The organism is Pseudolysobacter antarcticus, assembly GCF_004168365.1.
Lineage (GTDB): Bacteria > Pseudomonadota > Gammaproteobacteria > Xanthomonadales > Rhodanobacteraceae > Pseudolysobacter > Pseudolysobacter antarcticus.
Genome location: NZ_CP035704.1, coordinates 2,493,217 through 2,507,953 on the forward strand (window position 1 = coordinate 2,493,217; position 14,737 = coordinate 2,507,953).

The window sequence follows — 14,737 nt, forward strand, 5'->3', positions numbered from 1 at the left end:
ATGTTCGCATTTGTTTGCCGCGTGTCGTTTGTACTAGCGCTGATCGCGCCAATGACGGCGTTCGCGACTTCGCCGAAACCGATATCCGCGCCGGCTATCGACGCGGCCGAATCCGCGCGCCTCGCCGCTTCGGTCAAGCAGGAATTTCTGCATGCGTGGCAGGGCTACAAACGCTACGCGTGGGGACATGACGATCTCGCGCCGTTGAGCCGGCGTCCGCACGACTGGTACCAACAGCCGTTGCTGATGACGCCGATCGATGCACTCGATACGCTAGTGTTGATGGGCCTGACCGACGATGCCACCGCAGTGCGCGAGTTGATCGCGAGCAAATTCGAACCGGATCAGGATTTCTACGTCAAGAATTTCGAAATCACGATCCGCCTGCTCGGCGGCTTGTTGTCGGGTTATCAATTGACTGGCGATGAGCGCCTGTTGCACAAGGCCGAAGATCTCGGCACGCGCCTGTTGCCGGCATTCGATTCGCCCACCGGCTTGCCGTATGTCGAGGTAAATCTGCACACGGGGAAAACCCGCGGCATCGAAACCAATCCAGCCGAAACCGGCACACTGCTGCTCGAATTCGGCACGCTCGCCAAGTTGACTGGCAAGCCCGTGTTCTACGACAAGGCCAAGCGCGCGCTGGTCGAAACCTTCAAGCGTCGCTCGGCAATCGGCCTGGTCGGCGCGACGATCAATGTCGAAACCGGCATCTGGACCGATCCCGAATCCAGCATCTCGGGCGGCATCGATTCGTACTACGAATATCTGTGGAAATGCTGGCGCCTGTTCGGCGACGAAGAATGTCTGGCGATGTGGAAAACCAGCATCAGCGCTGCCAATCAATACCTCGCCGATGATGCTGATGGCGATCTGTGGTACGGCTACGCCGATATGCAAAGCGGAAAACGCACGCATACGTATTACGGTGCGCTCGATGCATTTTTTCCGGCCGTGCTCGCCATATCCGGCGATGTGCCGCGCGCCGCACGACTGCAGGACACGTGGTTTGCGATCTGGCGCAAATACGGCATCGAGCCGGAAGTGTTCGACTATCGCGCGCAGAAAATCATCTACCTGGGTTATGCGTTGCGCCCGGAAATCGTCGAGTCGACGTATTACCTGAGCCACTACACCCACGACGAAAAATATCTGGCGATGGGCCAGACGCTATTCCGCGACTTCGTCAAATACTGCCGCGCCGACGTCGGCTACGCGGCGCTGTGGAACGTCGTGAGCAAACGCAAGAAAGATCGCATGGAGAGTTTTGTTTTCGCCGAAACCTTCAAGTATTTCTACCTGCTGTTCGCGCCGCAAACGCTGGATTTCGATGCGGTGACATTCAACACCGAAGCGCATCCGCTGCGCGCGACGTGGACGCGATAAATCGCAATGTTCGAAGAATAGAGATCTTCGCGCGACCTGAAAAACGTTCGAGATCGGCGGTTTGTGCAGACTCGGCGATTGCCCGATTCGTGAGGCGATTCTTGTCGCAAAGGGCCTCGTCGATACTTGCTCATGGGTATGCGCTTCCAGTCGGCTGACCACGCAGCGTAGTTGGGTTTTCTCGTGCTCCACCTCGAATGTTAAAAATTTGCGCAGTGCAGCGTTACAAGATGTTATGTAAACGATTACATTCGCGATGTAATCGTTTACTTGGTCGCTTGGGCACGTGGGTGGGGATAGTTCTTGGCGGTAACCATCAAACTTGTGGCAAAAGAAGCCGGCGTCTCGGTCGCCTCGGTTTCGCGCGCGTTGAACGGGCACGAAAGCGTGACCGCGGAAACGCGCAAGCACATCGAAAGCGTTGCCGCGCGTTTGCGATATATCCCGCACAGCGCAGCGCGCAGCCTGATCACGCGCCGTACCGACACGATCGGCGCGTTGCTGCCGGATCTGTACGGGGAATTCTTCTCGGAATTGATTCGCGGCATCGACCTCGCCGCGCGCGCGCGCGGTCTGCATTTATTAGTCTCGTCCTCGCACGGCAATGCGAGCGAAGCCGCCGTCGCGCTGCGTGCGATGCAAGGCCGCGTCGATGGCATGCTGATTCTTTCGCCCCATGTCGACGCCGAGTTCCTGCACGACCATCTGCCCGACGCACTGCCAATCGTGCTGCTCAACAGCTCGGTCAACAGCCCGCAATATCCCGTGCTCAATGTCGACAACTATGGCGGCGCCTACGCGATGGTGCAGCACTTGCTCGGTATCGGTCACAAAAAAATCGCGTTCATCACCGGACCTGAAAATAATTTCGACGCGCAGCAACGCGAGCAAGGTTACCGCGCGGCGATGACCAAACATGCGCCGAAGATGGCGCTGGATATTGTCGCCGGAGATTTCTCCGAGGAGTCCGGCCATGCCGCAGGACGACAATTTCTGAGCCGAACTTTGCGACCCGATGCGGTGTTCGCAGCTAACGACATGATGGCCGTCGGCTGTTTGTATGCGTTTGCCGAACACGGCGTAAGCGTGCCGGAAGACATCGCCTTGGTGGGCTTCGACGACATCCCGATCGCGCGTTATGTCGCGCCATCGCTCAGCACCGTTCGTGTGCGCATCGTTGATCTCGGTCGCAGTGCGCTCGAGCGTCTTGCATCGGTACTCGAAAAACCCGACGAAGCAAATGAGGCAGCGCAGACATTGCGTTGCGAAATTGTTGTACGAAAAACCTGCGGTGGCAATACGACCGCGCGATGAAACAAGAAAAAAAAGAAACAAAAACCAACCTACGCAATAAATCCGGGAGGCGATCATGAAAAAGCTATTGCCGTTGAAGAGAAGGCTGCTTGCATCACTCGTAATTAGTGCCTTTGCAACCTTTGCATTGCCCGCTGTTTCATGGGCGCAGAACAGTACCGCCACGATCAAGGGCAAGGTCAGCTCACCAAATGCGGTCGGCGCAGAAGTGATCGCCAAAGAGGTCAACACCGGCTTCACCACCAAAGCCATTGTCGGTAGCGATGGCAACTATGTGCTGGCGAACGTGAAGCCTGGCAGTTATGAAATCACCGCATCTTCCGGCGGCAAGGAGATAGCGTCGAGTGTGGCCGTTGCGCAGGTTGGGCAACAGGTTATCGCCAATCTTGATGCCGCCAATGCCGGCAAGAGTTCGACCGAACTGGAGAGCGTCAATGTCACCGCCGCCAGTCTGGCGCAGGCAGATATTCGCAATTCGGAAGTTGCCACCAATGTTTCGCGCCAGCAGATCGAAAACTTGCCGCAGGTGAGTCGCAATTTTCTGAACTTTGCGGCGCTGGCACCGGGAGTTCAGGTATCGCGAAAGACCGATACAAAATCCTTCAGTTCGTTTGGCCAAGATCCCAATCAAACTAACGTCTATATCGATGGGGCAAATCTCAAGAACAATATTTTGCAGGGCGGTTTAGCGGGTCAAGACAGCACTAAAGGCAATCCGTTTTCGCAGGAAGCGATTCAGGAATACCGCGTACTCACGCAAAATTTCAAGGCTGAGTATGAGCAAGCAGGTTCATCCCTGATCACCGCGATCACCAAATCCGGTAGCAACGAATTTCACGGTTCGGTTTTCGGTGATTTGCAAACCACGGGCATGGGCGCCCAGGAATACTTCTCGCAAAAAAATGGCAACCCCAAACCTCCACAGCATCAGGAGCAATATGGCGCGACGTTGGGTGGCCCCATTATCACGGACACCTTGCAGTTTTTCCTCGATTACGAAGCCAACAAACAGGATGGTTCGGACACTGTCAATATCAGCAATCAGCAGTACAAAGATCTGTTTGCTAAATATAACGGCACTTTTCCCAAGCCTTTCCACGAAAAAACTTTTTTTGGAAAACTCAGTTGGCAACCAAATGAAAACAATAATATCGATCTGAGTGTGTCGCGACGCAAAGACGAAGATGTCGCTTCGTTTGGCGGCAACCGCGTATATGATGCACGCGAGAATCGAATCAGCGAAGTGAATGACGTTTTGCTCAAATGGCAGTTCCGCGGTCACGGCTTCGTCAACGATTTCCTGATTGATATCGGCGATTACAAATTTAACCCGTCACCCGCTAACCCAGATTTGCCATCGATCATCTACGATCCGGGCATCGCAGTTATCGGTGGCAGTAACGAAACTCAAAACAAACAGCAGAAAACCAAGACCATCCGTGACGATGTCACGTTTGATTCATTTGGTTGGCACGGCGATCACGTGATAAAGGTCGGTGCAAAATTCGCACATATCAACGAAAACGAACTAGAAAATTTTGGTAGTACTCCACAATATATCTACAACACTAACAATGCTGGTACTGGGCTAGATATTCCTGAGCGCGCCAATTACTCGCCTACCGGAAAACATGCTGAACTCGGAAACAACCAGGTCGGAATATTTGCGCAAGATGATTGGGATATCACCAGCAGATTGCAGCTGAACCTTGGTCTGCGCTGGGACTATGAAACCAATGCCTACAATAACAGCTACGTGACCCCACTAGATCAATACGCAATCATCAACTATCTGCACTTGGGTAATGACTATATAAGTACGGGAAATAATCGAACAGGCTACAAAGGTGAAATACAACCGCGTGTCGGATTCTCTTACGACGTCAGTAAAGACAATGATCAGTCGACGACAATATTTGGTGGCGCCGGTCGCTATTATGATCGCACGCCACTAGATAATTCAATCCAAGAATCGTTTCATTCGCAATACCCTTACTATAACTTTAATTTCTCCAAGGATGGCGCACCGGGAACATTCAAGTGGGATCCAAAGTATCTGACTGCAGCGGGATTGCAGTCGCTTATTTCAGCAAATTTAGCGAGTGGCGAAATTGACATACTGAACAACAAAACCAAACCACCCTACAGTGATCAGTTCAGCCTTGGTGCCAAACAGGTGCTAGGCGATTGGGTCGGCTCTATGACGCTCAGTCGTGTGCTGAGCTACAACCAGTTCACATGGTTGTGGAACCGTGAAGTGACACCTGGTGGCTTTGTTCTCAATACTCTGCCTGGCAGCCCTTTCGGTGTCGTGCTGCACAACGGTTACAAGAAGTATCAGGCTAGCAGCGTACTCTTCGGACTCGACAAACCTTACACCAAAGAATCGAATTGGGGTTTTGGTCTGGCTTATACCTATACAGAGGCCAAAAAATCAGGTGGCGATGCTTATTCGCTGGATTATGTCGATCCGTCGGGCTATCCCTATGACAATACCAGCGAAAAACATCATGTGGTGCTAAACGGAACTGTCGGCCTGCCTTGGGACGTTCAATTCAGCGGCATCATTAGCCTGGGCTCCGGCTTCCCGCAGACCGCCAACAAAGGCACTTCCACTTGCGACTACAACTGCGCAAATCTAATTGGTTATTATTACCCGCATAAATACACTTTCATTTTACCAAGCTTCTGGGCATATCGTAGCGTGGATCTTTCACTTTCGAAAAATTGGGATCTTTCTCACGGCATGAAGTTTCAATTGCGTCTCGACGTGAAGAATGCGCTCAACTACAAAAACTTCGACGGCATAAATAGCGGCCTGAACGATGCGAACTTCGGGCAAGGCAGTTCTACATTGCTTGATCCACGCCAAGTTAAAGTTGGAGGTCGTTTCAGCTTCTAACGCGCTCAAGATGGGAGGACTTGCAATATTTCAGATTGGCAGTCCCCGCGCAGTTTGTTGTACAGGATGAACTCTCCAGCATCCTGATTTGTTACCGGCCACCCGTCCGAGTTCGGGTGGCCGGAATTTTTGGATTGCCCTTCCTTACTCATAGCTCCCGAATCATGTATTTTTTGTCAAAACGTCCTGCGCTTTTTCGCGTTGTCTTTTTCGCGCTGCTATTCCTGATTTTTCCAGGCCATTCGTATGCGCTCGACCAACAACTCGCGCACGACGTCGCAAGTAATGCTTCCCACCCCGTACTCGATCCGTTCTTCGACGATCTCGAACAACGCACTTTCCAGTTCTTCTGGGACACCGCCAATCCCGACAACGGCCTGGTGCCAGACAAGGCACCCGCAAATTCGGCCTCCAGTATCGCTGCGGTCGGTTTTGGCCTTACCGCTTATCCGATCGGCGTCGAGCGCGGTTACATCACGCGCGATCAGGCGCGCGAACGTGTGTTGACTACGCTGCGATTTTTTCGTTACGCGCCGCAAGGCGAGCAAGCCGAGGGCGTGACTGGCTATCACGGATTTTTTTATCATTTCCTCGACATGAAAACCGGCTTGCGCACCGATCGATCCGAGCTTTCGACGATAGATACCTCGCTGCTACTCGGCGGCATGTTGTTCTGCCAATCGTATTTCGACGGCGATGATTTGCAGGAAACTGAAATCCGTACGCTGGTCGATACGATCTATCGCCGCGTCAACTGGCGCTGGGCGGCGACTCGTCCGCCAGCGATCGTGCTCGGATGGTCGCCTGAGCAAGGTTTTATCCCGTACGACTGGCGCGGTTATAACGAAGGTATGCTGATCTACCTGCTCGCCCTCGCCTCGCCCACACATGGGCTGGAGCTGGATTCGTGGAATGCGTGGACCGGCACGTACGATCTCAACTGGGGCATTTCATACGGTCAGGAATTCTTGAGCTTTCCACCATTGTTCGGCCATCAGTACAGCCACGTCTGGATCGATTTTCGCGATATCCAGGATGCCTACATGCGCGGTCGCGGCATCGATTATTTTGAAAACAGCCGCCGCGCAACGATCGCGCAGCGCAACTATGCGATCGACAACCCGCAGAAGTTTAAGGGTTATGGCAAGAATGTCTGGGGTCTCACCGCCAGTGATGGCCCGGTCGATACCTTCAAGGTGGTGCTGCTGCGCCTGCGCCATTTTCTCGGTTATTCGGCGCGTGGTGTCGGCGGCATTCATATCCCCGACGACGGCACGATCGCACCGACCGCCGCGCTCGCTTCGCTGCCGTTCGCGCCGGAGATAGTGATCCCGGCCGCGCATGAAATGTTCGAGCGCTACGGCGCGCAAATCTATTCCAAATACGGATTTATCGACGCATTCAATCCGAGTTTCGATTTCGCTTACACCACCATGCAACTGCGCAGCGGAAAAGTAGTGCGCGGCGTCGGCTGGGTCGACAGTGATTATCTCGGCATCGACCAAGGCCCGATCCTGGCGATGATCGAAAATTATCGCAGCGACTTCGTCTGGCGCTACATGCGCAAGAATGCCTATTTGCGGCGCGGCTTGGAGCACGCCGGATTCAGTGGCGGTTGGCTCGGGCCGGCCGCCGCATTAAAGCAATCAAACGCCGATGCGAATGCGACCGAAAAAGCCAATTAGCGTGTGCCGGAGTTCGCATTGGCGATTCTTGTCGATCGCGCTAACGCTGATTTATGCACTGCTGACAGCCTGCAAATCGGAGCAACCGCAACAACAAGTCATCAAATTCTGGACCATTGGCGCAGAAGGTGATGCAGTCATAAAATTGCTGCCGGAATTCGAGCGCCAGCATCCCGGCGTACATGTCGACGTGCAGCAGATCCCACTCACCGCAGCGCTGGAAAAACTGCTTACCGGCGTAGCTGGCAATGCCACGCCGGACATCAGCCAGCTCGGCAACACCTGGTTGCCGGAGCTCGTGATGCTGCAGGCGCTGGAACCGCTCGATGCGCGCATTGCCGCATCGAATCAGGTCAAGCGCGACGACTATTTCAGCGGCATCTGGGATACCAATGTCATCGATGCGCAGATCTACGGCGTGCCGTGGTATGTCGATACGCGACTGCTGTTTTATCGCCGCGATCTGCTTGCACAGGCGGGCATCAACACACCGCCGCAGAACTGGCAGGAATGGCGTTCGAGCCTGATTGCGATCAAAGCGTTGGTCGGGCCACAACGTTATTCGATCCTGTTGCCGTTGAACGAATTCGAACCACTGTTGGCACTGGCGATCCAGCAGGACGAACCGCTATTGCGCGACGGTGATCGCTATGGCAATTTTCGCAGCGCAGGTTTCAAGCGCGCACTGAGTTTTTATGTCGAGATGTTCCAAAATACCTGGGCGCCGACGATGACCAATACCCAGATCGCGAATGTCTGGAACGAATTCGGCCGCGGCTTTTATTCGTATTACATTTCCGGCCCATGGAACATCGGCGAATTCCAGCGTCGCCTGCCGCCGGAGCAACAGAAAACGTGGATGACAGCGCCGTTGCCTGGCCCAAATGGCCCGGGCGCCGGGCTCGCTGGCGGTTCGAGCCTCGTGATATTCCAGAACTCGAAACACAAGGAACTGGCGTGGCAGCTGATCGAATTTCTGTCCGATCCAGCGATCCAGTTGCGCTTCCATACCGATACCGGCGATCTGCCGCCGCGTCGTTCGACCTGGACCGATCCGGGTTTGAATAGCGACGTTTACGCGCACGCATTTCGCGATCAACTCGAACGCCTCAAGCCAACACCTAAAGTGCCGGAATGGGAAAGTATCGCTCAGCAAATTCGTCTAGTTGCCGAGCGCGCTGTGCATGGCGATTTGACGATCGATCAGGCCGCCGAACTGCTTGATCAACACACCGATGAAATCCTCGAAAAACGCCGCTGGATTCTCGATCGCGGAGCCAAGCCATGAAGGTCGAACGCGCCGCTTGGTGTTTTGTCGCGCCGGCATTGCTGGTGATCGGTCTGTTTTTTTTCGTGCCCGTCATTGCCGCGTTTGGCGCCAGCTTGACCGACTTCGATCTGTACGCCCTCGCCGACATTCGCAATTTGCGTTTTGTCGGTTTCGCCAACTATCAGCGCCTGCTGCAACTGCCGGAATTCTGGGATGCGCTCGGCCATACGTTGTATTTCGTCGCCGCCGGTGTGCCGTTGTCGATTTTTGCCTCGCTCACTGCGGCACTTTTGTTGAACTCGAAACTCGCGCGTTGCAAACCGTTTTTTCGCACAGCATTGTTCGCGCCGGTGGTCACCACGGTGGTGGCGATGGCAGTGATCTGGAATTATCTTTTCCACACGCGTTACGGTTGGGTCAACTACGCCTTGTCCAGCATCGGTGTGCATCCGATCGACTGGCTCGGCGATCCGCACTGGGCGATGCCGACTATCATCCTGTTCGCAGTGTGGAAAAATTTCGGCTACAACATGATCATCTTCATCGCTGGTTTGCAAAGCATTCCCGAGGATTTGTACGAAGCCGCGCGCATCGATGGCGCGTCGTACTGGCAGCAGTTTCGCTTCATCACGTGGCCGAGCCTGGCGCCAACATTATTGCTGGTCAGCATGTTGACGATGGCCGGTTATTTCCAGCTGTTTGCCGAACCATATGTGATGACCCAGGGCGGCCCGCTGCAGAGCACCGTCAGCGTTTTGTATTTCATGTATGACGAAGGTTTCAAGTGGTGGCGTGTTGGCTCGGCATCGGCAGTCGCGTTTCTGTTGTTCGTGCTGATGTTCATCGTTGCTACCCTGCAACTCTGGCTCGGCCGACGCGGAGGCAATACATGAAGCAGCCGATATTTGTCAGCGCCATGGTGAATGGTTTGCTGGTCGCGGTTGCAGCGATCACGCTGTTTCCGCTGCTGTGGATGCTCTCGGTTTCGTTGATGGCGCCCGGCGAAGCCAGCAATTACCCGCCGCCGTTATTGCCGGCCCATCCCAGCTTGAACAACTACCGCGAGCTGTTTGCGCATGCCGGCATGGGGCGATATCTGGCCAACAGTTTTGCTCTGGCGACCGCGGCGACGGTGATCTCGCTGACGTTCAACGTCATGGCCGGTTATGCGTTTGCCAAGCTGCGTTTCGCCGGGCGTGAACGGCTGTTTCGTGTGTTGCTGGCGTCGTTGGTGATTCCGGCGCAGGTCGCGATGTTGCCGCTGTTCCTGATGTTGAAATATCTCGGCCTCGTCAACACCTATGGCGGCGTGATCGTGCCCGCGCTCGCCGGAATTTTCGGCATCTTTCTGGTGCGTCAATATGCGCTGACCATTCCCGACGATCTGCTCGAAGCGGCGCGTATCGACGGCGCCGGCGAATGGCGCATCTTCGCCGTGATCGTGTTGCCGGTGCTCAAACCTATTCTGGTGACGCTCGCGATTTTCACTTTTCTTGCCACCTGGAACGATTTCATGTGGCCGCTGATCGTGCTCACCGACAAGGATTTGTACACGCTGCCGGTCGCACTCGCCGCACTCTCGCGAGAGCACGTGCAGGACAACGAAATGATGATGGCCGGCTCGGTCGTGACCGTGTTGCCGGTGCTGCTGCTATTTCTCGTCTTGCAGCGGTATTACATCCAGGGTTTGTTGCTCGGCAGCGTCAAGGGTTGATACGCATGCTGTTTCGACGCGCGAATTTGGCTACGAGAAAACATGCCTGCATAACGTCGATCACTGCATTTTTGTTGCATGCGGGTCTGCTTTTATCGACGCTGGTATTTTCTCCGGCTGCATTCGCGCAGTCGGAAAAACCGACGAGCGAACAGCAAGACACCATTCTCGATAACTTCGACAATATCGATGCCTGGAAAGCCGAGGCATCCGACGATGTCGATGTTTCGCTGCATGGCGATGCCGACGAGCAAGGCAAGTCCATGCGCATGGATTTCGATTTTCACGGCGTCTCCGGTTACGCCACGGCGCGTCGCGATCTGGCACTGGATTTCCCTGACAATTACGAGTTGTCGTTCCGCGTACGCGGCGATGCGCCGATCAACAATCTGCAATTCAAACTGGTCGATGCGAGTGGCGAAAACGTTTGGTGGATCAATCGCAGCGACTTCGTTTTCGGCCGCGACTGGCAACTGATCAGGATCAAGAAACGGCAACTCGATTTCGCCTGGGGACCGACCAAGGATCGGGTGTTGCGGCATAGCGCGAAACTCGAACTCGTCGTCAGCAGCGGTCACGGCGGTGGGCATGGTTCGGTGTATTTCGATACGCTGAAATTTCGCGCACTGCCGGTCGAAGGTTCGCTGCCATTGCCCGTGGCGCAGCTCAGCGCGTCATCATCACGCGCAGATTCCAAACCGAATGCCGCGCTGGATGGCGACGATACAACCGCGTGGCGCAGCGGCCCGAAATCCGGCCGGCAACAATTTCTGCAAATCGACTTTCAGCAGCCACGCGAGTTCGGCGGGCTGGTGTTGCACTGGCTGAAAGATGGTTACGCGTCTGACTACGACGTGCAGTTTTCCGACGATGCCGAGCACTGGATTACGCAGCGCTCGGTACACGATAGCCGTGGCGGCGCGGTGCCGCTGTATCTGCCTGAATCCGAGACGCGTTATGTGCGCCTCGCGCTGCATCACGGCCCGGCAAAAGGTTATGCCCTCGCCGAAATCGAGATCAAGGATCTGGCCTTCGCTGCATCGCCGAATGCGTTTCTCACATCAATTGCCCGCGATGCGAAACGCGGAATGTATCCGCGCGGTTTTTCCGGCGAGCAATCGTACTGGACCTTGGTTGGCATCGATGGCGGCGCACAGCAAGGCCTGCTTTCCGAAGACGGCATACTTGAAACCGGCAAATCGAGCTTTTCGATTGAACCATTTTTGCTGAGCGACAAAAAGTTGCTGACGTGGGCCGACGTCGATATTGCGCAAACCTTGCAGGAAGGTTACCTGCCGATTCCGAGCGTGACGTGGCGTACGCCGAATCTTGCTTTGCACATCACCGCGTTCGCCAGCGGCACGCGCGCGCAATCGCAAATGTTCACACGGTACCGAGTCGAAAATCTCTCTGCAGAGGCGCGAGAGATTTCGTTGTTGCTCGCGGTGCGACCGTTGCAGGTAAATCCGCCAACGCAGTTCCTCAACGGTGCTGGTGGCGTTTCACCAATCCATGACCTTGATTGGCAAGCCGGCACTCTATCGGTGAATTCGCAGCCGAAAATAGTGCCGTTGCCAATCCCGGATAGTTTTCATGCGACGCGTTTCGATGACGGCGAAATCGTCGTACGCATGGCACAACAGCAATGGCCGCAAGCCACAACGGTGCACGATGACAGCGGTTATGCCTCCGGCGCTTTTGTCTACCGCTTGAAACTCGCCGCGTTTGCCAGCACCGAAATCGCGATTGCAGTGCCGCTGTCCGGTGCCATGCCGCCAACTCCATCGTCACGATCTTCGTTGCAATGGCTTAATCAACAACAGGCCGAGGTCGCGGCGGAATGGCGCGGGAAACTCAATCGTGTCGGTCTGCATCTGCCGCCGGCTGGGCAAGCACTCGCCGACACCTTGCGCACTTCGCTCGCGCATATCCTGATCTCGCGCGACGGCGCCGCGTTGCAGCCCGGTACTCGAGCTTATTCCCGCAGTTGGGTGCGCGATGGCGCGATGATGAATGAAGCCTTGTTGCGTCTGGGCGCGGAAAATGTTGCGCGTGATTTCGTCGAATGGTATGCCGCGCATCAGTTCAGCAACGGCAAGGTGCCGTGTTGCGTCGATTGGCGCGGCTCGGATCCGGTACCTGAAAACGACAGTCATGGCGAACTGATTTATGCCATCGCCGAGTTGTATCGCTACGGTCACGATCGCGAGCTATTGGCAAGGCTCTGGCCGCATGTCGAGGCCGCGGCAACATACATGGAAGGCCTGCGCCAATCCGAACGCACGGCGAAAAATCGTAGCGCCGAGCGTGTCGAATTTTTCGGCTTGATGCCCGCATCGATCAGCCACGAAGGTTATTCGGAAAGACCGATGCATTCGTATTGGGACGATTTCTGGGCGCTGCGCGGCTACAAGGATGCGGCTGATATGGCGGCTGTACTCGGCAAGCAGACTGCCGCCGATGCGCTTGCACGACAGCGCAATGAATTTCGCACCGATTTATTCGCATCGATCAAACACAGCGGCGAAACGCACAAGATCGACTACCTCGCAGGCTGCGCCGAACTTGGCGATTTCGATGCGACTTCGAGCACGATCGCGATTGCGCCAGGCGGCGAGCAAGCGCGCTTGCCGAGCGAAAAAGTCACCGCCACGTTTGAGCGTTACTGGCGTGATTTCGTGGCACGCCGCGATTCGCCAAACTGGGATGTGTATACGCCATACGAACTACGCACGGTCGGCATCTTCGTGCGCCTCGGCTGGACCGAGCGTGCGCAGGAATTGCTCAATTTCTTTTTTTCCGGACGCCGACCCGGCGCGTGGAATCAATGGGCCGAAGTGGTCGGGCGTGAATCGCGCACGCCGCGGTTTGTCGGCGATATGCCGCACGGTTGGGTCGCTTCGGATTTCATACGCTCGGCACTCGACATGTTCGCCTATGAGCGCGAGGCCGATCAGTCTTTGGTGATCGGCGCTGGGCTTCCAAGCGCATGGCTCGAAGGCAACGGCATCGCCATCGAGAATCTGCGCACGCCTTATGGCAAGTTGAGTTACAGCCTCAAACACGTTTTGAAAAAGCGGATTCTGCATATCGATACTGGCATCGATGCACCCGGCGGTCTGGTTTTTATTGCATCGGGAAAAGCCGCATTGGGTAAGGTTTCGATCGACAAAAAACCGGCGTTCTGGAGCGGTCGGGAATTGCATATCGCGCATCTGCCTGCCGATATCGTGATCGACGACTGATCGAGCAAGTAATCTGTAGTCTTTTGAATTCCAGAGGTTCCGTATGATTCGCCGCTTGATAGTTTCGCTACTCTTTATGCTGGGCAGCGTTGTTGGTTTTTTATCGCGCGATGCGAATGCGGCGTGGAACAAGTCCAGCGGCGCCGTGATCGAAACCGGCGTGCAGAAAAACGCGGCGTATCGTATCGATATTCCTGCCGACTGGAACCACGGCATCGTGCTTTTTTATCACGGCTATTATGTCGACGAGCCCGGTTTTGACAAACAACCGCTGGACAAACTGAAACAGGATTTTGTCGATCGCGGTTTCGCCTTGCTGCAATCCGGCTATTCGGACAGTGGCTGGGTGGTGGATCGCGCTGATCTCGAAACCGAACGGCTGCGGCAATATTTCATCACTAGTTTTGGACGGCCAAACGAAACTTTCACTGTCGGTTTTTCGATGGGCGGAACGCTCGTGGCCAAGGCGTTGGAACAATCGCCAAAACTCTACGATGGCGGCCTTTCACTGTGTGGCGCGCTGATGTCGAGCGATGAGTTCGGCAATCGCGGATTTGCCCTGCGCGCGGCGTTCGACTACTTTTTTCCGAACCTGCTCGGCCCGCTCGTGCCTGTTCCAAAAGATTTTCAGCCGGACGAAAAGAACGAAACCAAGGTTGCTCTTGCGCTCGCACAGAACCCCAAAGCGGCCGCCGATCTCGCGAGTTTTTTCCATCAGAACGATCGCAAAGCGCTGGCCGCGGAGATTTCTTTCAGCACTTACGAGATCAAGGATCTGCAACAGAAAGCTGGCGGCAATCCGTTTTCGAATGCCGACCTTATTTACATGGGCACGAGCGATGACGATGCGCTCAACGACGGCGTAAAACGTTATCGCGCCGATACCAACGCAGCGCTGTATCTCGCGCGAAACTACACACCCAATGGCAAGCTGTTAAAGCCGCTGCTGGCCTTGCATACGACCAACGATCCAGCGGTGCCCGGCAATACATCATTCGCCTACGCGCTGGCGGTGGCGCGCCAGGGCAACGGCGAAAAGTTCGTGCAGCAGTACGTGAAACACGAAGGCCATTGCAGCTATACGCCCGAACAAGTCGGCGTCGCATTTGACGAATTGCTGGAGTGGACGCGTCACGGCAAACGTCCAGCTGCAGGCGCGTTACCGCGATAGGCAGAGCACGTGCGTGTAGCGGGATTTTTCTCAGGCGACGTTTTTGGCGA

General features: G+C 55.3%; 9 protein-coding genes. All 9 read left to right on the forward strand.

Annotated elements, in window-relative coordinates; translation table 11 throughout:
• The gene (locus ELE36_RS10615; RefSeq protein ID WP_242512241.1) at positions 1–1,386 is read left to right on the forward strand and encodes a glycoside hydrolase family 47 protein; all 1,386 of its coding nucleotides are present in this window, start codon (positions 1–3) and stop codon (positions 1,384–1,386) included.
• A 303-nt stretch (positions 1,387–1,689) separates the two neighbouring features.
• A complete protein-coding gene (locus tag ELE36_RS10620) occupies positions 1,690–2,700 on the forward strand; it encodes a LacI family DNA-binding transcriptional regulator (RefSeq protein WP_129833122.1) in 1,011 nt (336 codons plus the stop codon).
• Positions 2,701–2,755: 55 nt separating this feature from the next.
• A complete protein-coding gene (locus tag ELE36_RS10625; protein WP_129833124.1) occupies positions 2,756–5,602 on the forward strand; it encodes a TonB-dependent receptor in 2,847 nt (948 codons plus the stop codon).
• Positions 5,603–5,766: 164 nt separating this feature from the next.
• Positions 5,767–7,287, forward strand: a complete 1,521-nt coding sequence (locus ELE36_RS10630; RefSeq protein WP_129833126.1) for a glucoamylase family protein — start codon at positions 5,767–5,769, stop codon at positions 7,285–7,287.
• Entirely contained in the window at positions 7,265–8,575 is a 1,311-nt protein-coding gene (locus tag ELE36_RS10635) for a sugar ABC transporter substrate-binding protein (RefSeq protein WP_129833128.1), read from the forward strand. The genes ELE36_RS10630 and ELE36_RS10635 overlap by 23 nt, the downstream gene beginning before the upstream one ends.
• A complete protein-coding gene (locus ELE36_RS10640) occupies positions 8,572–9,450 on the forward strand; it encodes a carbohydrate ABC transporter permease (protein ID WP_129833130.1) in 879 nt (292 codons plus the stop codon). The genes ELE36_RS10635 and ELE36_RS10640 overlap by 4 nt, the downstream gene beginning before the upstream one ends.
• Complete coding sequence (locus ELE36_RS10645) at positions 9,447–10,271, forward strand: carbohydrate ABC transporter permease (protein ID WP_129833132.1); 825 nt, start codon at positions 9,447–9,449, stop codon at positions 10,269–10,271. The genes ELE36_RS10640 and ELE36_RS10645 overlap by 4 nt, the downstream gene beginning before the upstream one ends.
• A gap of 5 nt (positions 10,272–10,276) precedes the next feature.
• Entirely contained in the window at positions 10,277–13,516 is a 3,240-nt protein-coding gene (locus tag ELE36_RS10650; RefSeq protein ID WP_129833134.1) for a discoidin domain-containing protein, read from the forward strand.
• 76 nt (positions 13,517–13,592) lie between these two features.
• The gene (locus ELE36_RS10655) at positions 13,593–14,687 is read left to right on the forward strand and encodes a prolyl oligopeptidase family serine peptidase (RefSeq protein ID WP_129833136.1); all 1,095 of its coding nucleotides are present in this window, start codon (positions 13,593–13,595) and stop codon (positions 14,685–14,687) included.
• The last annotated feature ends 50 nt before the right edge of the window (positions 14,688–14,737 follow it).

Bases quoted from the DNA above. Each gene is read 5' to 3' on its own strand.
- ELE36_RS10615 (WP_242512241.1), top strand. From the start codon at position 1: ATGTTCGCATTTGTTTGCCGCGTGTCGTTTGTACTAGCGCTGATCGCG.
- ELE36_RS10625 (WP_129833124.1), top strand. From the start codon at position 2,756: ATGAAAAAGCTATTGCCGTTGAAGAGAAGGCTGCTTGCATCACTCGTA.
- ELE36_RS10630 (WP_129833126.1), top strand. From the start codon at position 5,767: ATGTATTTTTTGTCAAAACGTCCTGCGCTTTTTCGCGTTGTCTTTTTC.
- ELE36_RS10635 (WP_129833128.1), top strand. From the start codon at position 7,265: ATGCGACCGAAAAAGCCAATTAGCGTGTGCCGGAGTTCGCATTGGCGA.
- ELE36_RS10640 (WP_129833130.1), top strand. From the start codon at position 8,572: ATGAAGGTCGAACGCGCCGCTTGGTGTTTTGTCGCGCCGGCATTGCTG.
- ELE36_RS10645 (WP_129833132.1), top strand. From the start codon at position 9,447: ATGAAGCAGCCGATATTTGTCAGCGCCATGGTGAATGGTTTGCTGGTC.
- ELE36_RS10650 (WP_129833134.1), top strand. From the start codon at position 10,277: ATGCTGTTTCGACGCGCGAATTTGGCTACGAGAAAACATGCCTGCATA.
- ELE36_RS10655 (WP_129833136.1), top strand. From the start codon at position 13,593: ATGCTGGGCAGCGTTGTTGGTTTTTTATCGCGCGATGCGAATGCGGCG.